Consider the following 23467-nt stretch of genomic DNA (forward strand, 5'->3'; position numbering starts at 1 on the left):
CGGTGGGATTTGAACCCACGGTAGGCTTTCACCCACACAACTTTTCGAGAGTTGCACCTTCGGCCGCTCGGACACGGTTCCGGGGAAGAGCTTAGTACAGAGCCGACCGCGGTTCCTCTACGACCGCGGTTCCTGTACGACAGCGGTTCCTCTATGACCGCGGGGTGCGACACGGTGAGGATCCCCGTGAAGAAACTACCGCTGGCCGCACTGGGTGTCGCGGTGGCCGGAGTGGCCACGTGGGCGACGCTGATCGAACGTCGACGCCGAGCAGGCGGGGCCCGGCTCGCATCCACTCTCCACCTCAACGCGAAGTGGTGGAAGGAACAGCACGACGAGTCGGGCGACCTGCTCTACGTCGCGATCGGCGACTCCGCGGCGCAGGGCATCGGGGCGAGCCGACCGGGACGCGGTTACGTCGGAATGATCGCGACCCACCTCCGTGAACGCACCGGCGGCACCGTGCGGGTCGTCAACCTCAGCGTGTCGGGGGCCCGACTGCGCGACGCGATTGCGACGCAACTGCCGGCGCTCGCGGGGCTCGACCCGGACATCCTCACCGTCGCCATCGGCGCGAACGATATGGCGGAGTTCGATCCGGAACGCTTTGAGCGAGAGCTCACCATCATCTTCGATGCGCTTCCCTCGCACGCGATCGTCTCGGAGGTGCCGGCCTTCTATATCGGCGCGGCCGAGAAACGCGCTCGAGCTGCGAACGCGATAGTGCATAGACTCGCGGATGCCCGGGGCTTCGAGGTCGCGCCGCTGCACCGGATGACCCGCAGCCAGGGTGGTGCCCGCTACGCGCTCAACCAGGTCGCGGCAGACTTCTTCCACCCGAACGATCGCGGCTACCGGGTGTGGGCATCCGCGTTCATTCCCCTCGTCGACAGGCGCCTTCCTCTCCTCGACAGGCGCAGCACCGACACGTATTCGGCCACCCGCTGAGCTGGAACGTCGGTGACGGTGGTCTCGCCTAGGCTGACGGAATGGCCCGCGTCTCGTCGAATTTCCGCTGCACGGAGTGCGGCTGGTCGACGCTGAAGTGGGCGGGCCGGTGCGCGGAATGCCAGGCCTGGGGCACCGTCGTCGACGTCACGGAATCCGTGGGCATGAGCCGCGCCGTGAAGCCGGTGCAGATCAGTGAAGCCCGCAGCGCACGACCGATCACGATGGTTTCGGCCGAGTCGAGCGTGCACCTTCCCACCGGGATCGCCGAATTCGACCGGGTGCTCGGCGGCGGCATCGTGCCCGGTGCGACCATCCTGCTCAGTGGCGAGCCCGGCGTCGGTAAATCGACGCTGCTGCTCGAGGTCGCCTCGAAGGCCGCGGCGACCGGACTGCGCGTGCTCTACGTCACCGCAGAGGAGTCCGCGAGCCAGGTGCGACTGCGCGCCGAACGCACCAACGCCCTCGAACACAAGCTGTTTCTCGCGGCCGAGACCGACCTCGCGACGATCCTCGGCCAGATCGACCAGGTCGATCCACAACTTCTCATCGTCGACTCGGTGCAGACCGTCTCGAGTTCGCTGAGCGACGGGCTCGCCGGCGGGCCGTCGCAGGTGCGCGAGGTCGCATCCACGCTGATCCGTGTCTCAAAAGACCGCAACCTGCCGGTGCTGCTCGTCGGGCACGTCACCAAAGACGGCTCCATCGCCGGTCCTCGCCTTCTGGAACACCTGGTAGATGTCGTCTGCCAGTTCGAGGGCGACCGCCAGACCGCGCTGCGCTTCGTCCGCGCCCAGAAGAACCGCTTCGGGCCGACCGACGAGGTCGGCTGCTTCGAGATGACCGGCGACGGCATCGCCGAGGTCGCCGACCCGAGCGGCCTGTTCCTCTCCCGCGGATCCGGGCGGATGCGCACCCAGGTCAGCGGAACCTGCGTCACCGTCGCGGTCGAAGGTCGCCGATCTTTGCCGGTGGAGGTGCAGGCGCTGATCGTGAAGACGTCGGCCCCGAACCCGCGGCGGGTGACGAACGGCGTCGATCCGTCACGCGTTGCCATGCTCCTCGCGGTGCTCGAGCGTCGCGCGAACCTCCACCTCAGCGACTCGGACGTCTATGTCTCGACGGTGGGCGGTATCCGCCTCACCGAGCCTGGCGCAGACCTGGCGATCGCGCTCGCCATCGCGAGTGCGTACAGGAACAAAGCATTCCCCGCGACCATGGCAGCGGTGGGGGAAATCAGCCTCGCCGGCGAGATCCGTCCCGTCTCACAGGCGAAACAGCGGATCGCCGAAGCGGGGAGACTCGGATTCACAACGGTGCTCGACGCAGATTCGGGAGTGCTCATGGAGGCACTGCGGAAGGCGTTCGCACATGCCGAAGATGAGCAGGCCGACGTTCCGCAGTTCTAGGTCGACCAGCGGGTCTCGACGGGCTCGACCACCGAAGAGCACCGGCTCTCGACGGGCTCGACCACCGAAGTCATGCTCGGCTGTCGAGAGCGACCTCGATCCGCGGGCTAGTTGAGGATGAACTGTGCGGTCGCGGCCGGCTTCAGCGAACCGAGCAGGACGGCGAGATGGTAACTGGCGCCGCCGGCGGTCACCGGGGTAAGAGTCGTCGACGCGCAGGTCTTCGTCGATGAGCGGGTGCGGCTCCAGGCGATCGCCGGGGTCGTCACCGCATTCGCATCGCCCGGTTTGATGACGATCGCCGAGTCGACAGCACCGGTCTGGCAGTCTTTGGAATCCCAGATCTTCTCTGCCCCGCTCGTGATGATGAGCTCCTGCTTAGTCGAGCCCAGGTTCACCGTGCAGGCCGAAGTGCCGGTGTTCGTCAGCTTCATGCTGATCTTCGGCTGCTCGGTCGCCGCGTACGTCTTCTTGTCGGTGACGGCCAGCAGTTTCAGGTTCGCGTCAGTGCACGATGCGCTCGGGTTGGTTGCGGGCGACGCGCCCGTGGGGGTCGACGGCCCTGGCGACGCACCGGCCGGGGTCGAACCACCGCCCGGTCGCACGATGATGAGCACGACGATGACGATGACGGCGAGCGCAATGAGTGCCACGAGCAACCTGCGGCGCCAGTACACCTGCGGCGCCTGGGGTCCGACCGGATTGCGGATCGTCGACATGGGCCAAGAGTAACTTCCGTGCGCCCGACAGGCCGGTATTGGCGCGGGTGTTTGGCCTTAGCGTTCGCTGTGACCGAACCAGCCACCGAAGGGCCACCCGAGCGAGAGGCCGAGCACGACAGGATCGTGGTCGCTCGAGCGATACGGGCTGTCGTCGTAGAGGTTCAGGGCATTGGAATTGAAACGGCTGTACTCGAGGGCGACCGATTCGACCGAGTTGATGTTCCAGACATCCACTCCGGTCACCGCCCGATTGGCGGCGGGAGACGCGAACACGTGATCGAGTGACCCGACCATTCCACCGAAGGCATACGTCTGCTTGCCGGTCTTCGGGTCTTGGTCGACATAGCCCGCGGCCGTGATCGTCGTGATCGGATCCTCGAACTCGTAGGCGTTGAAGTCGCCGACGAGGAAGACCTTCTCGGTGTGCGCAAGCCGCTTCTGCTGATCGGCGAAGGTGAGAAGTGCCTGCGCCTGCCGCACTCGGTCTCCCGTGAAGGAACCCTGCCCGGTATCGGCGTTGTCGCCGGTCGCCCCGCTTCCGCCCTTCGATTTGAAATGGTTCGCGATGATCAGGAACGGGTCGAGAGCGGCCCACCCCCGAGCGCGGAACGCCTGTGCGAGCGGCTCACGGGCATCCGCGAATGCTGGAGACCCGATCAGGATGTGGGACTCGCCGACCGGAACGACCGCGCGCTTCTTGTAGATGAAGGCGGTGCGGATGACGTCCGTGTCTGCGATGGCCGGCACTGCCTTCGGGGACGGGACGTAGCTCCAGGTTCCCGGGTGGGCCGCATTGAGCGCTGCGACGAGCGTGGCGACCGCGGCATCCCGATCCTGTCCGACTTTCGCAGAGTTCTCGATCTCCTCGAGCGAGACGACATCTGCACCGAGTGCTGTGATGGCGCTCACGATCTTGGCCTGCTGGCGAAGGAAGCTGGCTTCGGTCGCCGCCCCGCGCACACCGCAGCCCGCGGCATCGCTGTTCGCGACCGTGATCGGGGTGCCGTCGCGGTCGTTGTAGTAGGTGCAGCCGACGCGGCTGTCCCCCGTCGTCGGGAAATAGTTGAGCACATTGAAGGTGCCGATCGTGATGGTGCCGCCGACCCTGTTCGGAGCACTGGTGCGGGTGTTGCCCAACGTCGCCGGCTGCACGGTCGCCGCGTCATCCGGGGTCAACGCACTCGTCGGCTGCAGCTTCCACGCCCCGTTGCGGTAGTCGAGGATGACCGGACGCGTGAAGGTCACTGGCGCTCCGACTCGCACCGGAGCCGCTTTCGTCAGCCAGGGAAGTGGCTTCGACTGGTTGGCCGTCGAGAGGTAGTTGGTGCTCGCTCCGTCGTCGAGCGTCACCTTCAGCGCGGCATTCTTCGCGATGACAGCCGCGTAGCCCGCGCTGCCGACCGGCGCGACCGCTGTCGGGGTGATGAGCGGCATCGTGTCGTGCGCGAGGCCGATCTCGCCGTACTGGTTGGTGGAGTAGTTGTCGGTCACCGTGTACGGGCCCTGCGGCGCGATCAGCATGCCCTCGAGAGACTCGCGCTGGGCATCCGTTGCCGGGAACTCCACCGTCGCGGGCTTCGGAGCCGCAACTGCCGACGCATCCAGTTCGGTGAGGTCCGAGGTATTCGCGACCGTGAGTTCGGTGAGGTTGGCGAACTCGCTCACCGTTCCCGTCACGCTCACATACTCTCCGAGGGAGACGGATGCCGCCGTACTCGCCGAGTAGACGAAGAGGCCGTCCGACGCGGGGTGGGTGGCCAGATCGACCGCGCCGCCCGTTCCGGGCGTCTGGATGAAGTACCCGTTGAAGCCGCCGGTAGGGTACGCGGCGGTGACGATCCCGGTAGTGGTGACGGCCTTGCCGACCTGCGGACTGACGTCGGTGGTGCCCTGGATCTGCGCGATCGACAGAGCGACCGGGGGTGCTGGCGGGGTGACCGGCCCGGAACCCGCAGCCTGCGGCGTGATGGTCGCCGTCAGCGAGAAGTCCGCGAGGTCGCTGTCGGTGTCGACGAAACCGGTGCGGACGAGGGACTTCACGTCGGTGTTTCCGGCCGGAGCCGCAGCATCCGCCGTCTCGAACGTGTTCGACGTTCCATAGCCGAGCAGGTCGGCCACACTCGGATTCGCCGTGACCGAACCAGTCGGGAGCGTCAGCGCGGTCGCGGTCTTCGCCAGAATGAGCGTGCCGGACGAGCCGCTCGGATTCAGCGTGCTGAAGACATCCGGTGTCGGAAGCGCCGCGCCGCTCGTGCCGTTGCTCGCGCCCTGTACGAGGAAGTAGCCCTTCGACGCGATCGATCCGGTGAGCGCAACGACGCCCGTTGCCGCGCCCGCCCCCGTCGCCGGGCGATATTGCAGCGACCAGCCGGCGATGCTCACGGCGGTCGGACCAGGGTTGTAGAGCTCGACGAATTTGTTCGCGTAGGCCGCTCCGGTGCTGCCGCCGCTGAGGTAGACCTCGTTGATGACGACACCGGTACCGTCGGTCGACGCTGACGCCGTACCGACCGCGATCGGCGCGACGACGAGAGCGAGAGCGGCGATGATCGCCGAGACGATCCTTCCGCGACGAATGGATGACCCGACCATGGTGTTTCCCCCATCAATGCAATGAACAGGTCCCATGAAACGCGACACCGGTGTGCGGAGAGCGCCGCGAAAGCGAACAGTGGGTTAAGCGTGCCCGAACACCCCTGTTCGGGGGTAGTGCTCAGAGGTGCTTGAGCATCCTCGTGTTGCCGAGCGTGTTCGGTTTCACCCGGGCGAGGTCGAGGAACTCGGCGACACCCTCATCCGGCGAGCGCACCAGCTCGGCGTAGACGACCGGGTCGACGAGTGCGAGCGGTGAGGCGACGTATCCGTTGCGCTCGAAGAAGTCGACCTCGAAGGTGAGGCAGAAGAGCCGGGTGAGCCCGAGAGTGGATGCAGCCGACTCGAGGGTTCGCAGAAGCGTGCTTCCCACCCCCCGGCCGAGCCATCCCGCCGCGACCGCGAGAGTGCGCACCTCACCTAGGTCTTCCCAGAAGACATGGAGCGCGCCGCATCCGATCAGCGCTCCGTCTTCGTCGACGGCGACAGTGAACTCCTGGATCGCCTCGTAGAGCACGACCGAATCCTTGCCGAGCAGGATGCGCTGCTGCACGAGCGGCTCGACCAGCTGCTGCATCATCGGCACATCGGAGGTGCGAGCCGGCCGCACGGAGAAGTTCACGTTTCCAGCATAGGGAAAGGGCACCGCGGGTTTCCCCACGATGCCCTTTCACTGTTTCGAACTGTTATGCCTCGATCGCTGCTACCGGCTCCTCGATCGCTTCGCGGCCCGGCTGGCGCCCGGTCGTGAAGACGAACTCGTCGTTCACGTAGTCGACGTGCACGTGGTCGCCCGCGTTCAGGTCTCCGGTGAGGATGCGCTCGCTCAGTCGGTCTTCGACCTCACGCTGGATCGCGCGGCGCAGTGGCCGTGCTCCGAGCGACGGGTCGAATCCGATGAGGATCAGGTGCTCCTTCGCGGCCTGGCCGATCTCGACGGTCATGTCGCGATCCATCAGCCGGTCCGAGAGACGCTTGATGAACAGGTCGACGATCTGCAGGAGTTCTGGCTGGGTGAGCTGCGGGAAGACGATGGTCTCGTCGACACGGTTGAGGAACTCCGGCTTGAAGTTCTTCTTCAGCTCCTCGACGACCTTGCCGCGCATCCGGTCGTATCCGGTGGCGGTGTCGGCAGACGAGGTGAACCCGAGCGGGGTGCCCGAGATGTCGCGCGTTCCGAGGTTCGTGGTCATGATGATCACGGTGTTCTTGAAGTCGACGACGCGACCCTGGCCATCCGTCAGGCGTCCCTCTTCCAGAATCTGGAGGAGCGAGTTGAAGATGTCGGGGTGAGCCTTCTCGATCTCATCGAACAGCACGACCGAGAACGGCTTGCGGCGCACCTTCTCGGTGAGCTGGCCACCCTCCTCGAATCCGACGAATCCGGGAGGAGCACCGAACAGTCGCGAGACCGTGTGCTTCTCGCCGTACTCCGACATGTCGAGGGAGATGAGCGCGTTCTCGTCATCGAACAGGAACTCGGCGAGTGCTTTCGCGAGCTCAGTCTTACCGACACCGGTCGGACCTGCGAAGATGAACGAACCGCTCGGACGCTTCGGGTCTTTCAGTCCGGCACGCTGGCGACGGATGGTCTTCGAGAGAGCCGCGATGGCTTCCTCCTGTCCGATGACGCGCTGGTGGAGTGCCTTCTCCATGAAGACGAGACGCGAGGTCTCCTCCTCGGTGAGCTTGAAGACCGGGATGCCGGTGGCCGCCGCGAGAACCTCGGCGATGACACCCTCATCCACTGTTCCGGTCGATCCGGCTTCGCCACTCTTCCACTGCTTTTCGAGGCGGAGGCGCTCACCGAGCAGCTTCTTCTCCTCGTCGCGCAGTGAGGCTGCCTTCTCGAAGTCCTGGTCTTCGATCGCGCCTTCCTTCAGTGCGCGGACGGCGGCGATCTTGTCGTCGAATTCGCGCAGCTCCGGCGGGGCGGACAGGATCGAAAGGCGCAGGCGTGCGCCGGCCTCGTCGATCAGGTCGATGGCCTTGTCGGGGAGGAAGCGGTCGGCGACATAGCGGTCGGCGAGGTTCGCCGCGGCCACGATGGCGCCATCCGTGATCGACACCTTGTGGAACGACTCGTACTTGTCGCGAAGCCCCTTGAGGATGTTGATTGTGTGAGCCAGGGACGGCTCGTGCACCTGAACGGGCTGGAAGCGGCGCTCCAGGGCGGCATCCTTCTCGAAGTGTTTGCGGTACTCGTCGAGGGTCGTCGCTCCGATGGTCTGGAGCTCACCGCGAGCGAGAAGCGGCTTGAGGATGGATGCTGCGTCGATCGCACCCTCTGCTGCACCGGCCCCGACGAGGGTATGGATCTCGTCGATGAAGGTGATGATGTCGCCGCGGGTGCGGATCTCCTTCGTCACCTTCTTGAGGCGCTCCTCGAAATCACCGCGGTAACGGCTTCCGGCGATGAGCGAACCGAGGTCGAGGGTGTAAAGCTGCTTGTCTTTCAGCGTCTCCGGAACGTCCCCGCGAACGATCGCCTGGGCGAGGCCCTCGACGACGGCGGTCTTGCCGACGCCGGGCTCACCGATCAGCACGGGGTTGTTCTTGGAGCGACGGGACAGGATCTGCATGACCCGCTCCATCTCCTTCTCACGCCCGATCACCGGGTCGAGCTTGCCGTCGCGCGCGGCCTGGGTGAGGTTGCGTCCGAACTGGTCGAGGATCTGGCTGCCGCCCTGGGCCGCCGCCTGGGTCTCGCCGCCGACGGCGACCTGCTCCTTGCCCTGGTATCCGGAGAGCAGCTGGATAACCTGCTGGCGCACGCGGTTGAGGTCTGCGCCGAGCTTGACGAGCACCTGGGCCGCGACGCCCTCACCCTCGCGGATGAGGCCGAGCAGGATGTGCTCGGTGCCGATGTAGTTGTGGCCGAGCTGCAGCGCCTCGCGCAGGCTCAGCTCGAGCACCTTCTTGGCGCGCGGGGTGAACGGGATGTGACCGGTGGGCTGCTGTTGGCCCTGGCCGATGATGTCCTGGACCTGCTCGCGCACGGCGTCCAGGGAAATACCGAGGGACTCGAGGGCCTTCGCAGCGACGCCCTCACCCTCGTGGATCAGCCCGAGCAGGATGTGCTCGGTGCCGATGTAGTTGTGGTTGAGCATCTTGGCTTCTTCTTGCGCCAAAACGACGACCCGGCGGGCTCGGTCGGTAAATCTTTCGAACATTTTGACTCCTATGGCACCGTGCAGGGTTGGCGCCGTTATAGAGAGAGTAACGAGGCAACCCTGCGTTTACTGCCCTTGTTCGCCGTAGGCGTGACGGTATCCACAGGCTCCTTTCCCAAATCTTTCCGAAACCCTTCCGAAAACGCAGGAGATCTGCCACGAAACGCCTCCGCGCGCGTCATTCCGTGCCGTCTGGCGGCGATTCTCCTGCGTTTTCGGAGGTTGCCTCAGGGCATCCCAGGCGCTATGTTAACGATTATCGTTGTTATCGATTGTCGTTAGGAAATCAGATGTTGCAGACCGACCAACTGACCGGACCGGGATGGATGGTCGCCGCCGCCCGCGTCGTCGTCTGGGCATTCCTCGTGCTCGCCGTGCTCGCCGGACTCTTCACGCTCGTCTTCGGCCTGGGCGCGGTGGTCACGTCCCTCGCGGCGGGCACCACAGCGCAGACCCTGGTGGTGGATCGCCCGCTCCCCGCCGGCGCCGACCGTGGCACCGCCACCCTGATCAGCGGCACCTACGACTCGGCCTCGGTCGTGGTCTCCGGCCTCGACTCCGGCACGGTGGTGCTGGCCACCATCGCGCGCGTCGCCGGCGTGCTCACGCAGGCCGCGTTCGCGGCATCCGTGGCCCTGATCGCGTGGCGGCTGCTTCGCGGCCGAGCGTTCCGCCGATCCCTCGGCCTCACCGTCGCACTCACCGGCGCGTTGCTTCTGATCGGTGGCCTCGTCTCCGGCGGCCTCGGCATGCTGGCCGCGTGGATGACTGCCGACCAGCTCAACGGCAGCGCGACGACCGGCGGCTTCTGGCCCATCCTCGGAGTGGTGGATGGCACGCCTCTCGGCATCGGCGCCTGCCTGATGCTCGTGGGCCTCGCGTTCGGATACGGCGAGCGGCTGCAGCTGGACACCGAGGGGCTGGTGTGATGGACGACGCCACGGGCATCCACTGCCGACTCGACGAATTGCTCGAGGAGCGCGGGATGACACTCACCAGGCTGAGCGAACTCGTGGGCGTGAGCATCGTCAACCTCTCGGTGCTCAAGAACGACCGGGCACGCGCCATCCGCTATTCGACGCTCGCCGCGATCTGCCGCGCCCTCGAGTGCGAGGTCGGAGAGTTGCTCGTCGTCGCGTAGCCCGGGCTCGAGACGCGGGCGCGGGCGGGCGCTCGGCAATTACGCCGAGTGGGCGAAAGTGCACCTTCCCGACGCTTCTTGGCGCCAATTCTGCCCACTCGAGCCGGATTCGGCGACCGGGCGGGCGCCGCCACGCCCCGCGTCGGCTCATGCTCCGCGCTCTCGCTCATCCGCACCCTCGGGCGCGAATCCAGCCCACAAGATATCGGCAATCACGGTGAGTGGGCAAAAGTGCACCTTCCCGGTGCTTTTTGGAGCCATTTTTGCCCACTCGAGCTACGGATGCCGCGGACGATCGATGCGGCCCGCGGGCCAGCGCGGATGCACTCCCGCAATTTTGCAGATTGCGTGATTTTGCAGTATGTGCAAGAATACATTTATGAACGAAATGGCCGACGTCGGGATCCGCGAGCGCAAGCGCGCCGCCACCTTCCGCACGATCTATGCCGCGGCCGCCGAACTCGCGCTGGAGGTCGGGCTCGACAATGCCACAGTCGACGCCATCAGCGGACGGGCCAACGTGTCATCCCGCACCTTCTTCAACTACTTCGCGTCGAAGGAGGATGCCGTGCTCGGCATCGACTCCGGAGAGGTGAGCGAAGAGGCGATCGAGCACCTGTCCAACCACCGCTCCGACGACGTGCTGCACGACGTGGCCTCCCTCGTCTACTCGGTGGTGTCCGACTCGACGATCGCCGACAGCCGCGACCTGCGTCGTCGCGTTCTCGAGAAGTATCCCCAGCTGCTCATCCGCCAGATCATGCGGGTGAGCGCCATGGAGGACCGCCTCGGACTCGTCGTGGCCGACTGGCTCGGCTCCACAAAGGGTTTCGCCGAGGACTCCGCCGAGGAGCGTCTCGAGGCCGCGCAGATCCTGCTCAGCGTCTGCCTGGCCGCCATGCGCGTCGCGATGAAGAAGTGGCCGCGCGATGACTCTGGCGACCCCAAAGAGAACTACACCCGGGCAGTCGACCTGCTCCGCACAGTAATGGAGAGAGTTTCATGACAACCACCACGGTCGCCCCGACCGCCAGACGCAACGTGCTGCTGGTGTTCGCGGGCCTCATGGTCGCGATGCTGCTGGCATCCCTCGACCAGACCATCTTCTCGACCGCGCTCCCCACGATCGTCGGCCAGCTCGACGGCGTGAGCCACATGCTCTGGGTGACCACGGCCTACATCCTCGCCTCCACCATCGTGATGCCGGTCTACGGCAAGCTCGGCGACCTCGTCGGGCGCAAGTGGCTGTTCATCGCCGCGATCGGGCTCTTCCTCGTGGGCTCCGTCGTGGGCGGCATGGCCGGATCGATGACCGCTCTCATCGTGGGCCGCGCCATCCAGGGCCTCGGCGGTGGCGGTCTGATGATCCTCGCCCAGGCGATCATTGCGGATGTCGTGCCGGCCCGCGAGCGCGGCAAGTATTCCGGCATCATGGGAGCGGTCTTCGCGATCTCCTCCGTGGCCGGGCCGCTGCTCGGCGGCTTCTTCACCGACGGACCCGGCTGGCGCTGGGCGTTCTGGATGAACATCCCGCTCGGCATCGTGGCGATCGCCTCGGCGGTCTTCTTCCTCAAGCTGCCGAAGGGCACCGCGAGCAAGCCGAAGATCGACTACGCCGGCATGACCGTGCTCGCCCTCGCGGCCACCTTCCTCGTGCTCTTCACCACCTGGGGAGGCAACACCTACGACTGGAACTCGCCCGTGATCCTCGGCCTCATCGCCGGAACGGTGGTCGCGGCCATCGCGTTCGTGCTGATCGAGCGCCGGGCCGCCGAGCCGGTGATCCCGCTGCACCTGTTCAAGAACCGCAACTTCAACCTGACCACCGCGGCGGGCCTCATCACCGGTGTCGCGATGTTCGGGGCGCTCGCCTACATGCCCACCTACCTCCAGATGGTCACCGGCGTGGGCGCGACGCAGGCCGGCTTCCTGATGATCCCGATGATGGGGGCGCTGCTCGTCTCCTCGGTCGTCTCCGGCCAGATCGTGTCGAGGACGGGCCGCTACAAGGCGATCCCGGTGGTCGGCACGGTCCTGGTGGCCGTGGCGCTCACGCTGATGTCGACGCTCCTCGCGACGACCGCGGTGTGGATCATCTGCGTCTACCTCGCGATCATGGGCCTCGGGCTCGGCATGAGCATGCAGATCCTGATCCTCGTCGTGCAGAACTCGTTCCCCGTGTCGCAGGTCGGCACGGCGACGGCGTCGAACAACTTCTTCCGCCAGATCGGGTCGTCCCTCGGCTCGGCGGTGGTGGGCAGCCTCTTCGTCTCCCGCCTCACCGCGAGCCTGGCCGACAACCTGCCGGCGGGCGCCTCGGGCGGATCGAACACCAACTCGCTCACCCCGGCGGTGGTGAACTCGTTGCCGCAGGGCGTGCGTGACATCATCGTCGGTGCGTACAACGAGTCGCTCGCGCCGATCTTCCTCTACCTGGTGCCGCTCGTGCTCGTGGCGGCCGTGCTGCTGCTCTTCGTGCAGGAGAAGCCGCTCGCCACGACGATCGACGGGGCCGGCGACGCGAAGCCCGAGGTCGAGCAGCTCGAGAGCTCGGATGCCGCGGATGACCGCGAGCCGCAACTCGCGCTCCTGCTCGCCGAGGAGTCCGCGGATCGCGGTCCGTCCACGGGACTGGCGATCGCCTAACCGCACAACAACGGATGGCCCGGACCGTGCGGTCCGGGCCATCCGTTGTGCCTAAGCGGTCATGCGATCGGCCTCGTGGGCCCGACCGCGGCCCATACGCGCGTGAGTGGGCAAAAGTGCACCTTCCCGGCGCCGTTTGAGTGCAACTTTGCCCACTCGATCTCCGGATGCGGCCGGCGGGGCGCGCGTCGCCCGAAGGCGCCGACGGCGGGCCCGCGCAACATCCGGTTGCCAAAAACCCGCTCCCAAAAACGCAGGCGAATCGCGGCGAATGGTCGCCCACGGCGCCGCTCGGGTCGATGCATCGCCGAATCTCCTGCGTTTTCGGTCTGGGGACGGGCTGAGGCGGGTGCGCGGGAGCGCCCGTCGGCGCGTGGGCCGCGGCAGGTCCATGCGGCCGGTGATCGCCCAACCGCAGGGAGCAAACTGAACCCGGATTCGGCTGTTGCCGGCGGCATCGTCTGGGTCGCCTACGCGCAGTTGTTCTTGTTGGCACTGGTCTGGGGCCGCGCGAATCGCTCGGCTGTGTACGAGAACTGACGCGCGTAGCATTTGCGCATGAGCAACCTCGAGAAGCACCCGGCCGAGCTGTTCGAGCGGGCGCCGGTGGTGCTCACCGTGGGCGTCGAGATCCTCGAGCCGCGGGACGTGCCCCTCGGCGGTCCCCGTGCCATGACCGTGCGCCGCACGCTGCCGCAGCGCAAGCGGTCGCTCATCGGCGCCTGGTGCTTCGTGGACCACTACGGGCCGGATGTCGTGGCCGAGCGGGGCGGGATGGTCGTGCCGCCGCATCCGCACACCGGGCTGCAGACCGTGAGCTGGCTCTTCGCCGGCGAGGTCGAGCATCGAGACAGCGCGGGAAGCCACGCCATGGTGCGGCCGGGCGAGCTCAACCTGATGACGGCCGGCCGCGGCATCGCGCACTCCGAGCTGTCCACGCCGGAGACCACCGTGCTGCACGGGGCCCAGCTCTGGGTGGCCCTGCCCGACGCGAGTCGCGGACACGCGCCGTTCTTCGAACACTTCGTGCCGGAGCCCGCGGCGTTCGGCGACGCCGTGCTGCGGGTGTTCCTCGGCGCCCTCGCCGGCCGGGTGTCGACCGCGACGACGTTCACCGAGCTCGTCGGCGCTCAGCTCGACCTGCCGGCCGGTGCCTCCGTCGACCTGCCCGTCGACCCCCGGTTCGAGCACGGGCTTCTCGTCGACGCCGGGGAGGCCACCCTCGAGGGTGCCACGGTGCCCGCCTCGCACCTCGGCTACCTCGAACCGGGCCTCTCGAGCATCCGGATCACGGCAGGAGACCGGCCCCTTCGCGCGCTGCTGATCGGCGGGGTGCCGCTCGGCGAGAGCATCGTCATGTGGTGGAACTTCATCGGGCGCAGCCACGAGGAGATCGTGCAGTTCCGGGCGGAGTGGCAGGCGGATGTGATCGCCGGCGGCAGGGAAGACGGCCGCTTCGGAACCGTGCGCGGCTACGACGGCCGGGCGCTGCCGGCCCCGGAGCTGCCGAACGTGCGTTTGCGGCCCCGGGAGTAGCGGCCGTCAGACGGTGATCGTCACCAGGTGCGGCTCGTCGAAACGCTCTGCTGCCGGATCCGCCCAGAACAGGTCGTTCGCCGTGCGAAGCACCGGCCCGACCGTGAGCAGGCCCACGTCCACGGGCGTTGTCGTGCGCACCTCGAAGACGGCGGTCTCGCCCGGGAAGAGGGTCACGAGACACTCGTCGACGGTGGCCTGCGAGTCGAGCCGGTCGGGGAACAGCGCGAGATCCTTGAGCAGGCTGTGGGCGAGCACGGTCACCCGGTAACCGGTGGGCGTCTCCTCCACGATCGTGCCCAGCTCGGGTCGCGGCAGGCCGCCGGCCACGTCCTCGTGCGCGAACCTCAGCGCCCGACGGCTGCCGGGCGCGTCGGCAGACAGAATGGCGTCCGGGGCCGAGGGCACCAGAGCGGCCGGCACGACGAACGTGGCACTGCTTCGCGGGGCGACCTCGAGCGCGATCGTCTCGCGCGCCAGCACCGCGCCGAGGTGATCGCGCGTCGCCAGCACGAGCTCGCCGCGCCAGCGCGCCGCCGTGTCGTTGATCGCCACGGCAACGAGCGCGTCGCCGGCCGGCTGGATGGTGAGCAGCCGCTCCGAATACACGTTGCGCAGGGCGAACCAGGCCGGTTTGGCGTGGCCGTGGCCGTCGACGACCGACCACGAGATCACCGGCCAGCAGTCGTTGAGCTGCCAGAGCACCGTGCCGGCGCACCGCGGCTGCAGCGACCGGAAGTACTCGATGCCGAAGGTGACCGCCCGCGCCTGGTTGAGCTGGGTCGACCAGTGCCAGTCGTCGATGTCCCACTCGGCGCCGGAGGCCGGCACCGGGAGGTGGGGCGCGAGGCCGCGGTCGAGCTTGGCATTTCCCTCGCCGGCCTTCTGGTGGATGAGCATCTGCTCGCCGAAGGGCCGCAGCGGCTCGTCGTGCACCGCCGAGGTGAGCGTGGACCACGCCGGCGGCCCCTGGAAGCCGAACTCGGCGACGAATCGCGGCCGCCACTCGGCGTAGGAGGTGTAGTCCTTCTGGTTCCAGACATCCCAGATGTGCACGGTGCCGAGGTTCTGCTCGTTAGGGCTGGCATAGTCGCCGAAGGAGTACGGGCTGTTTGGCGAATACGGCCGGGTGCCGTCGAGCTCGGCGACGATGCGGGGAAGCAGGTCGGTGTAGTAGCCGTCGCCCCAGGTGGCGCCGGCCACCCGCTGCCGGAATCCGGCCCACTCGGCGTAGGCCACGATGTCCTCGTTGCCGCCGTTCCAGATCACGAGGCTCGCGTGCGGACTCAGCCGGGTGACGGCATCCCTGGCCTCCGCCTCCACCTCGCCGAAGAGCGGTTCGGCCTCGGTGTAGGCCGCGCAGGCGAAGAGGAAGTCCTGCCAGACCAGCAGGCCCTGCTCGTCCGCGATGTCGTAGAAGTCGTCACTCTCGTAGATTCCGCCGCCCCAGACCCGCACGAGGTTGACCCCCGCGGCGACGGCCGTGTCGAGACTCGTGGCGTACTTCTCGCGGTCGAGGCGGGTCACGAAGGCGTCGCCGGGAATCCAGTTGACCCCCTTGACGAAGATCGGCTGGTCGTTGATCACCACGGTGAACGGGATGCCGTCGGCGTCGGGTGTCGTGTCCAGCCGCACGCTGCGGAATCCGATTCGGCTCGACCACGCGTCGAGCGCGTCTCCGTTCGGCTCGAGAAGCCGCACCTCGATCGGATAGAGCGGCTGCTCGCCGTACCCCCGCGGCCACCAGAGGCTCGGGTCGTCGACCACGACGGTGACCACGGTGGAGTTCTCGCCGTCGGCCACCACCTGTTCGACACGTCGGCCGTCGAGGTCCACGACGACGGTCGTCTCGCCAGGCACGGCCTTCTCGAGGTCCACGTGCACGGCGACGCTGCCCGCCCCCGGGCTCACGGTCACGAGCGGGCGCACCGAGGCGATCCTCGCCTGCGTCCAGCGCTCGATCGCGATGGGCTTCCAGATGCCGGCGGTCACGACATCCGGTCCCCAGTCCCAGCCGAAGTTCGCCGCCATCTTGCGGATGGCGTTGTACGGATGCTCGTTGACGTGCGGCAGCGGGCCGTACTGCTCCGACATCCGCTCGGCGTAGTCGAGGGCGGAGTCGAAGGTCACGGTGATGCTGTTCTCGCCCGGCAGCAACACCTCCCGCAGGTCGAACCGGTAGCCGCGGTGCTGGTTGAAGGTGCGGCCGATCTCCACCCCGTTCACCACGATGGTGGCGACCGTGTCGAGGCCTTCGCAGACCAGGTCGAAACGCTCCCCCTCGGCGAGCGCCGCGCCCTCGAAGGTCGAGTCGTACTGCCAGGTCGCGCGTCCGATCCAGGACAGCAGACGTTCGTTCACCCCGTCGAACGGGTCGGCGATGAGACCGGCCGCGAGCAGGTCGGTGTGTACGCAGCCCGGCACGGTCGCCGGCACGACGACCCCCTCGACGGCGGCGCCCTCCGGGGTCGTTTTGGGAATGGCCCGCAGGGTCCAGTTCTGGTCAATCGCGTGACGGTACACACCGCTCCTTGGTTGTGGGTCTCTGGTCGTGCGGCGTCAGTGCGCGAGGGCGGGCACCGGAGTGCCGTTCGCCGACGACCACTCGCCCGTGTAGTGGTTGAAGCTGATCGAGTTGTCGATCCTCGATCGATCGATCGAGCCGCTCGACAGCAGCTTGCCGGTGTTCTCCGGGTCCGGCGCGGCGAGCGCGAGCAGCTTGGTGTATTCGTGCCGCGGGGTGAGGATCACGTCGTCGGCCGGCCCTCGCTCGACGATCCGACCGCGGTACATCACGAGGATCTCGTCGGAGAAGTGCCGCGCGGTCGCCAGGTCGTGGGTGATGTAGAGCACCGCGAGGTGATCCTCCCGCTGAAGCCGGGCCATCAGGTTGAGCACGCCGAGCCGAATTGACACGTCGAGCATCGACACCGGCTCGTCGGCGATGAGCACCTGGGCGCCCGGGGCGAGCGCCCGCGCGATCGCCACCCGCTGGCGCTGCCCGCCCGAGAGCTCGTGCGGGCGCCTGGCCGCGATCGCGTCGGCGGGCGTGAGGTTCACCCGCTCGAGCATCTGCAGCACGCGGGCGTGGGTCTCGGCGGCCCCGCGCGTGCGGTGGTGGATCACCAGCGGGCGGGCGATGTGGTGCTCGATGGTGTGGAACGGGTTGAGGGAGGCGAACGGATCCTGAAACACCATCTGCACGTGCCGCCGATAGAGGGAGCCTCGCACCGGTGTCTTGTCGTCGAGGGTCACCGTGATCTCGCCCGAGGTCGGCTTCTCGAGGCGGGCGAGCATGCGGGCGATCGTGGACTTGCCGGAGCCCGATTCGCCGACGAGTGCCACGGTGCGGCCGGGGACGAGGTCGAATGACACCTGGTCCACCGCCGTGAGGGTGGTTCGCTTGGGCCCCTGTCTCAGCACGAACTTCTTCGTCAGGTTCTTCACCTCGATGCTCGTCATCTGTCCTCCGTGCGGTCGTCGGTGACGCCGGTGCGGATGAAATCCCCGCGCGCCCCGGTGAGGCTCGGGAACGCCCCGAGCAGTCTGCGGGTGTACGGATGCTTCGGTGACCGGTAGATCTCGGCCGCCGGTGCCAGCTCCACGATCTCGCCGGCGAGCATGATCGCGATGCGGTCGCTCATCTCGAGAAGCAGCGGAAGATCGTGGGTGATGAAGATCACGGCGAAGTTGAGTTCGTCGCGCAGCCGAACGATCTCGCGCAGAATATCGCGCTGCACCACCACGTCGAGTGCCGTGGTCGGCTCGTCCATGATCATCACCTGCGGTTCGAGCAGCAGGGCCATGGCGATCATCACCCGTTGGCGCATGCCGCCGGAGAGCTCGTGCGCGAACGAACCGAGCCTCGCCCGGTCGACGCCCACCCGTTCGAGCACGTCCCCGGCGAGGGCGCGTCGGTCGCCGCGCGACATGCCCGGCCGGTGGGTGGTGAGCACGTCTTCGAGCTGGGCGCGAATCGTGGTCACCGGGTTGAGCGCGTTCATGGCGCCCTGGAACACCATGGAGAGCTTCGACCAGCGGAACATCCGAAGGTCTTCGTCCTCCAGCGCGAGGAGGTCGAGGTGCGACCCGTCCCGGTCGTGGAACAGCACGGATCCCGACGAGATGCGGGCCGGCGGTTTGTGCAGTCGGTTGATGGCGTAGGCGAGCGTGGTCTTGCCGCATCCGGACTCGCCGGCGAGCCCCAGGATCTCGCCCGGCGCGAGCGTGAGGCTCACATTCTTGACCGCGACCACGGGCTCGTCCACCTCGTAGACGACGGTGAGGTCGCTCACCGTCAGCACGGCGCGCTCTTCGGCCGGCGCCGGCGTGGTCGCGGTGTCGGACGCGCTCAGAGTCATGATGCCTTCCTCGCGCGGGCCGCCGTCTTCTGGGCGAGCCTGTCGCGCTTGCGGTACAGCCGCACGTTGCGCAGCTTGGGGTTGATGATCTCGTCGATGCTGAAGTTGATGAGCGACAGCCCGCAGCCGAACAGCGCGATGATGAGGCCCGGCGGGATGAACCACCACCATGCCTGCAGCTGCAGGGCGAAGCCGTTCTGGGCGTAGAAGAGCATGTTGCCGAGGGTGGAGGAGTTGGATGCTCCGAGCCCGAGGAACGACAGCCCGGCCTCGCTGAGGATCGCCGAGATCACGGCGAAGACGAACTGGGAGGCGAGCACGGGCAGCAGGTTGGGCAGGATCTCCACACCGATCACGCGCCACGATCGCTCGCCGGCCACCCGCGCGGCCGACACGTAGTCGCGGTTGCGGATCGAGAGGGTCTGCGCGCGCAGCACCCGCGACGCCGCCGCCCAGCCGGTGATCGCCAGCACCACCGCGATCGTCCACAGTCCGCGCTGCTCGCGTGGAACGAACCCGGAGATCACGATCACCAGCGGCAGCCCGGGAATCACGAGGATCACGTTCGAGAAGAGCGAAAACGCCTCGTCGGCGAACCCGCCCGCGTACGCGCCGAAGATGCCGAAGAACGCCGAGAGCAGCGTCGCCAGCACGCCGACCAGCAGGCCGATCTGGAGCGACCCCCGGGTGGCGAAGGCCAGTTGGGCGAACACGTCCTGGCCGGTCTGGGTGGTGCCGAGCCAGTGGTCGGCCGACGGCCCGGCGAGCCCGCTGTTGCGGATCACGGTGGGGTCCTGCACGAGAAGCGGCCCGAGCACCCCGAAGAGCACGATGAGGCCGGTGAGCCCGAGTCCGATGCCGAGAGCGGGGGTGAGGGTGGGGATCATGGAGCGCCACGCGGAGCGGGAAGCGCCGCTCGCCCGAGTGGGGACGGTCGGGGCGGCGATGTCCGGCGCGGTGGTTGAGGTCAGGTTGGTCATGGCGACGTCTCTCCGGTCAGCTTCTCGCTCGGGTGCGGGGGTCGATCACGCCGTAGAAGACGTCGACGACGAGGTTCGCCCCCAGCACGGCCAGGGTGATGTACAGGAAGATTCCCTGCATGAGCGCGTAGTCGTTGTTCTGCACGGCGGAGAGCAGCTTCGACCCGATGCCGGGGTAGGAGAACACCTGTTCGGTGACGATCGATCCGGACACCACGAAGCCGAGCGAGATGGCGAATCCGGCGATCGAGGGCAGCATCGCGTTGCGGGCCGCGTAGTGCCGCATGATCCGCGAGTTGGTGAGGCCCTTCGCCTGCGCCGTGAGGATGTAGTCCTCGGAAAGGGTGGAGACCATCATGTTGCGCATCCCCATGAGCCAGCCGCCGACCGAGGCGATCACGATGGTGACCGCCGGCAGAAACCCGTACTTCACGGCCGAGAGCACGAAGGCCACGCTCCAGCCGGGGTCGAGGGTCACGTCGTAGCCGCCCTGCGAGGGGAAGAGGTGCAGCGTCGATGCGAACAGGTAGACGAGGATGAGCGCGAGCCAGAAGTAGGGCACCGCGGCGAGCAGCGTCGTGGACGGCACGAGCGAGTCGAGCCACGTGCCGGGCTTCCAGCCGACGATCGCCCCGAGCCCCACCCCGATCAGGAACGACAGGATGGTGGCGACGCCCACGAGCACGATCGTCCACATCAGCGAGGTGTTGATCACCTGGATCACCGGGGTGGGGTAGTAGGTCACCGAGACCCCCAGGTCACCGTGGGTCACGTTGACGAGGTAGTCCCAGTACTGCGCGATGAGCGGCTCCTTGCTGTTGCCGCCGAGGAGAAGTTCGTAGGAGTGGCGCACCGCCGGCGAGGCGATCCCGCCGCGTTGCTGGAGCTTGGCCAGCAGGATGTCCACCGGATTGCCCGGGAGCAGGCGCGGAATCAGAAAATTCAGCGTCAGCGCCGCCCAGAGGGCAATCGCGTAGAACCCCAGCTTTCGAACGAAATAGTTCACAGTCCCGTACCCACCGTCACCACGAACTTCTCCTCGGTCATCGTGAGACCCGCCCTATTTTCCGGTCGGCACGAGCGACTTGTAGATCTCGGCGTTATCCGGGGACGCCCAGACGGCCGGGAAGGCGTACAGGTTGCCCTCGGTGGGCCAGCCGGTGAACTTCTTTGCGTTCCACTCGCTCGTCGTGCCCCCGGTGAGCACCGGAATGTACGGCATGTCGGCCGAGATCTTCTGCTGGATGGTGTCGAACTGGGCCTGGCGACCGGCCGTGTCCTTCGGGTTGATCTTCGCGACCGCGGCGATCGCGGCATCCACCGTCTGGTCGCTGTAGCGTCCGACGTTGAGCGAGACCGAGCTGCCCACCTTGGCGGTGTTCGCCGTGGAGAAGTAGTTCGAGTAGAGGTAATAGGGGTCGGATGCCGGACCCTGGCCGAGCGAATCGATCGCCAGCTGGTAGCTGCCCTTGCTCTTCGCGTTCGTCCACTCATTCCACGACGACTGGGCGGTCACGAGCTTGATTCCGGCCTTCTTCATCTGCTGGGCCATGGTGTCGAGGGCGGTGATGTAGTCCGTCCACCCGCTCACGACCTGCACCGTCAGCGAGAGCGGCACACCCCCCTTGGCGAAGATGCCGTCCGAGCCCTTGGCCCAGCCGGCGGCGGTGAGGATCGATTCCGCCTTGGTGGGGTTGGCCGTCATCGGCGCGATCGAATCCTTCACCTTGGTGGAGATCATGCTCTTCTGCGGTCCGGTGAGCGCGAAGGTGGTGGATACCTCGCCGGCCGTGTTCTGGAACGAGAGCGAGTTCACCTGCTTGCGGTCGAGGGCGTAGTAGACGGCCTTGCGCACATTGACGTCGGTCTGGGGCCCGGTGCAGCCGAGGGCGGCACTGGAGCACGTGGTGAGCACGACCTGGTTGGCCTTGATGGTGATCGACTTGTAGCCGGGATAGGTCTTGGACACCTTGGAGATGTCGGGCACCGGTCCGGTCTGCCAGTCGATGGTTCCGGCGGCGAGGCCGTCGGCGCCGGCCTGGTTGCCGGAGAGCGAGAGGAACCGGATCGCCTTGACCTTGGGCGCGCCGCCCCAGTACTTCTCGTTGGCGCTGAGGGTGTACGCCTGGGCCTTGAAGTTGGTGAGGCGGTACGCCCCGGTGCCCACCGGCTTCTCCATCACGTCCGTCGCCGGGTTGATCCCCTTCCAGAGGTGCTCCGGCACGATCGGCAGGCGACCCAGGATGCTCGGTCCGCTCACGAAGGCCACGTTGTCGAACTTGATCGTGAGGTGAGTGTCGTCGGCCACCCTGGTGGTGCCGGCGAATCCTGTCGTGTTGATGGCGGGGGTCTTCTTGACCAGGTCGAGGGTGAAGGCCACGTCGTGGGCCGTGAACGGCGTGCCGTCACTCCACTTCACGCCGGCTCGCGTGGTGATGGCGAGCTCGGTGCCCGACTCGTTCCACTTGTACGAGGTGCCCAGCAGGGGCTTGTACGCCTTGGTGTTCGCGTTGGTGACGAAGAACAGGGACTCGAAGATGGTGCCGTTGCCGCCGATCGACGACGGGGAGTACGGGTTGAAGTTGATCTGGTAGTCGCCCGCCTGGCCGGTGAAGGCCACGAGGGTGTTGGCCGAAGTTGCCCCACCCGCCGAATTCGGCGATGAGGCGGATGGCGCGCATCCGGAAAGCACGAGCGCGACTGCGGCGCCCACGATCGCGAGAGCCGATCCACGGCTCTTCGTGTTGCTGAGGAACATCTTTGATCCTTCCCTGGCGCGGGCCACGACGGCGTGACCCACTCGGTGTGCAATTCGCGGCCCAAAAGCCGAGGCACCACATTCTTATCCGACTAAATTAAGTAAGTCAAGTAAGTTTCGGCGCTATGTCATTCCGGCTAGGCTCGCCTCAGACCGAACGATTTGGGATCCCGATGGAAACTCCGACAACCGCGTTGACGCGTCCACGCACCCGCGGAATCGTGCTCGACCTGATCCGATCGGCCCGCACTGTGAGCCGGGTCGAGCTCGCTGTCGGGTCGGGCCTGACCGGCGCGACGATCACCAATGTCGTTCGTGAACTCATCCACGATGGCCTGGTCATCGAGGTCGGTCGGGCCGAATCGACCGGCGGCAAGCCTCGAACACTGCTCAGGCTCAACGCCGAGGCTCGCTACACGGTGGGGGTGCAGGTCGACCGCGGGAGCGTGGTGATCGTGATCGTGGACCTGGCCGGCCAGCTCGTCGCGAGGCGGGCGCTCGGCGGATCCGGGGTCAAGTCACCCCACGAGACCCTCGTGATGATTGCGGATCACATCGTCGGCCTGCTCGAGTCGTCGGGAGTCGAGCGGTCGCGCGTGCTCGGCGTCGGGCTCGTGAGCCATGGGCCTCAGGACCGCCTCCGGGGTCGGGTGCTCATCGAGCAGCCGACCGACGGGTGGCGGGACTACCCGATCACCGAAGACCTGGAGCGGATTCTGCAGCTCCCGGTGATTCTCGACAACGACGCCACGGCGGCCGCCATCGGCGAGTTCTGGCTGGGCGGCGTGCACCCGTCGAGCACGTACGGGGCCATCTACATGGCGAGCGGCATCGGCGGGGGCGTGGTGGTGGAGGGCGAGCCGTATCGCGGCGCGTCATCCAACGGCGTCGAGATCGGCCACATCTCGGTCGACGTCAACGGCGACGAGTGCGGCTGCGGCAACACCGGATGCCTCGAGGGCTTTGCGGGACCCACCGCCATCATCCGCGGTGCGTTCGCCAACCCGCCCCTCGCCGAGCGACTCGGCCTCACTGCCGGGCCCGAGAACACGCTGCTCAACTTCGCCCGAATCGGCCGCGCGGCCACCTCGGGCGACGAGGAGGCGCACGACCTCATCGCCACCTCCGCCAGATACCTCGGCCACGCCGCCGTCACGCTGGTCAACCTCTTCGATCTCGACCTCATCGTGCTTGGCGGTCC

General features: G+C 67.1%; 18 protein-coding genes. 8 read left to right on the forward strand and 10 right to left on the reverse strand.

Translation table 11 applies throughout. From position 1 onward, the window contains the following. Positions 1 to 186: 186 nt before the first annotated feature. Positions 187 to 948 carry an SGNH/GDSL hydrolase family protein gene (locus tag ACHZD8_RS16880; RefSeq protein WP_394771592.1) on the forward strand — a complete coding sequence of 254 codons (762 nt, stop codon included), beginning with the start codon at positions 187 to 189 and terminating at the stop codon, positions 946 to 948. Positions 949 to 989: 41 nt separating this feature from the next. Continuing rightward, the gene (gene radA, locus ACHZD8_RS16885) at positions 990 to 2357 is read left to right on the forward strand and encodes a DNA repair protein RadA (protein WP_394771593.1); all 1368 of its coding nucleotides are present in this window, start codon (positions 990 to 992) and stop codon (positions 2355 to 2357) included. 107 nt (positions 2358 to 2464) lie between these two features. On the opposite strand, the gene ACHZD8_RS16890 is transcribed toward radA, so the two are convergent. From ACHZD8_RS16890 to ACHZD8_RS16905, 4 genes are all read right to left on the reverse strand, one after another. Continuing rightward, positions 2465 to 3076: a hypothetical protein gene (locus ACHZD8_RS16890; protein WP_394771594.1), complete on the reverse strand. Its 612-nt coding sequence runs from the start codon at positions 3074 to 3076 to the stop codon at positions 2465 to 2467. Positions 3077 to 3133: 57 nt separating this feature from the next. Beyond that, complete coding sequence (locus ACHZD8_RS16895; RefSeq protein ID WP_394771595.1) at positions 3134 to 5671, reverse strand: ExeM/NucH family extracellular endonuclease; 2538 nt, start codon at positions 5669 to 5671, stop codon at positions 3134 to 3136. A gap of 121 nt (positions 5672 to 5792) precedes the next feature. Continuing rightward, on the reverse strand, positions 5793 to 6293 hold the full coding sequence (locus tag ACHZD8_RS16900; protein WP_394771596.1) for an amino-acid N-acetyltransferase: 501 nt from the start codon (positions 6291 to 6293) through the stop codon (positions 5793 to 5795). 64 nt (positions 6294 to 6357) lie between these two features. Next, entirely contained in the window at positions 6358 to 8844 is a 2487-nt protein-coding gene (locus ACHZD8_RS16905) for an ATP-dependent Clp protease ATP-binding subunit (RefSeq protein ID WP_394771597.1), read from the reverse strand. Between the two features lie 290 nt (positions 8845 to 9134). Here ACHZD8_RS16905 and ACHZD8_RS16910 point away from each other — a divergent pair, with 290 nt between their 5' ends. From ACHZD8_RS16910 to ACHZD8_RS16930, 5 genes are all read left to right on the forward strand, one after another. Next, positions 9135 to 9773 (forward strand): hypothetical protein, encoded by a 639-nt coding sequence (locus tag ACHZD8_RS16910; protein ID WP_394771598.1) that lies wholly within the window; start codon positions 9135 to 9137, stop codon positions 9771 to 9773. Beyond that, positions 9773 to 9985: a helix-turn-helix domain-containing protein gene (locus ACHZD8_RS16915; protein WP_394771599.1), complete on the forward strand. Its 213-nt coding sequence runs from the start codon at positions 9773 to 9775 to the stop codon at positions 9983 to 9985. Before ACHZD8_RS16910 ends, ACHZD8_RS16915 begins: the two co-directional genes overlap by 1 nt. Before the next feature lie 379 nt (positions 9986 to 10364). Beyond that, positions 10365 to 10991, forward strand: coding sequence for a TetR/AcrR family transcriptional regulator (locus ACHZD8_RS16920; protein WP_394771600.1), 627 nt, complete (start codon positions 10365 to 10367; stop codon positions 10989 to 10991). Continuing rightward, entirely contained in the window at positions 10988 to 12631 is a 1644-nt protein-coding gene (locus tag ACHZD8_RS16925) for an MDR family MFS transporter (protein WP_394771601.1), read from the forward strand. Before ACHZD8_RS16920 ends, ACHZD8_RS16925 begins: the two co-directional genes overlap by 4 nt. A 558-nt stretch (positions 12632 to 13189) precedes the next feature. Continuing rightward, positions 13190 to 14167, forward strand: a complete 978-nt coding sequence (locus ACHZD8_RS16930; RefSeq protein WP_394771602.1) for a pirin family protein — start codon at positions 13190 to 13192, stop codon at positions 14165 to 14167. A gap of 6 nt (positions 14168 to 14173) precedes the next feature. Here the strand turns inward: ACHZD8_RS16930 and ACHZD8_RS16935 are convergent, their stop codons facing one another. Genes ACHZD8_RS16935 through ACHZD8_RS16960 form a run of 6 tightly spaced genes read right to left on the reverse strand, consistent with a single transcriptional unit; the run spans position 14174 to position 22266 of the window. Continuing rightward, complete coding sequence (locus tag ACHZD8_RS16935) at positions 14174 to 16690, reverse strand: glycoside hydrolase family 2 protein (protein ID WP_394771603.1); 2517 nt, start codon at positions 16688 to 16690, stop codon at positions 14174 to 14176. Positions 16691 to 16726: 36 nt separating this feature from the next. Then, a complete protein-coding gene (locus tag ACHZD8_RS16940; RefSeq protein ID WP_394771604.1) occupies positions 16727 to 17629 on the reverse strand; it encodes an ABC transporter ATP-binding protein in 903 nt (300 codons plus the stop codon). Beyond that, positions 17626 to 18528 (reverse strand): ABC transporter ATP-binding protein, encoded by a 903-nt coding sequence (locus ACHZD8_RS16945; protein ID WP_394771605.1) that lies wholly within the window; start codon positions 18526 to 18528, stop codon positions 17626 to 17628. The genes ACHZD8_RS16940 and ACHZD8_RS16945 overlap by 4 nt, the downstream gene beginning before the upstream one ends. Beyond that, positions 18525 to 19508 (reverse strand): ABC transporter permease, encoded by a 984-nt coding sequence (locus ACHZD8_RS16950; protein ID WP_394771606.1) that lies wholly within the window; start codon positions 19506 to 19508, stop codon positions 18525 to 18527. Before ACHZD8_RS16950 ends, ACHZD8_RS16945 begins: the two co-directional genes overlap by 4 nt. 16 nt (positions 19509 to 19524) lie before the next feature. Then, a complete protein-coding gene (locus ACHZD8_RS16955) occupies positions 19525 to 20514 on the reverse strand; it encodes an ABC transporter permease (protein ID WP_394771607.1) in 990 nt (329 codons plus the stop codon). Positions 20515 to 20568: 54 nt separating this feature from the next. Beyond that, on the reverse strand, positions 20569 to 22266 hold the full coding sequence (locus ACHZD8_RS16960; protein WP_394771608.1) for an ABC transporter substrate-binding protein: 1698 nt from the start codon (positions 22264 to 22266) through the stop codon (positions 20569 to 20571). 173 nt (positions 22267 to 22439) lie between these two features. On the opposite strand from ACHZD8_RS16960, the gene ACHZD8_RS16965 reads away from it, so the two are divergent. Beyond that, positions 22440 to 23467, forward strand: a 1028-nt coding sequence (locus tag ACHZD8_RS16965) for an ROK family protein (RefSeq protein WP_394771609.1), incomplete at its 3' end; no start/stop codon positions are given.

The organism is Lacisediminihabitans sp., from assembly GCF_043726815.1.
Taxonomy (GTDB): domain Bacteria; phylum Actinomycetota; class Actinomycetes; order Actinomycetales; family Microbacteriaceae; genus Lacisediminihabitans.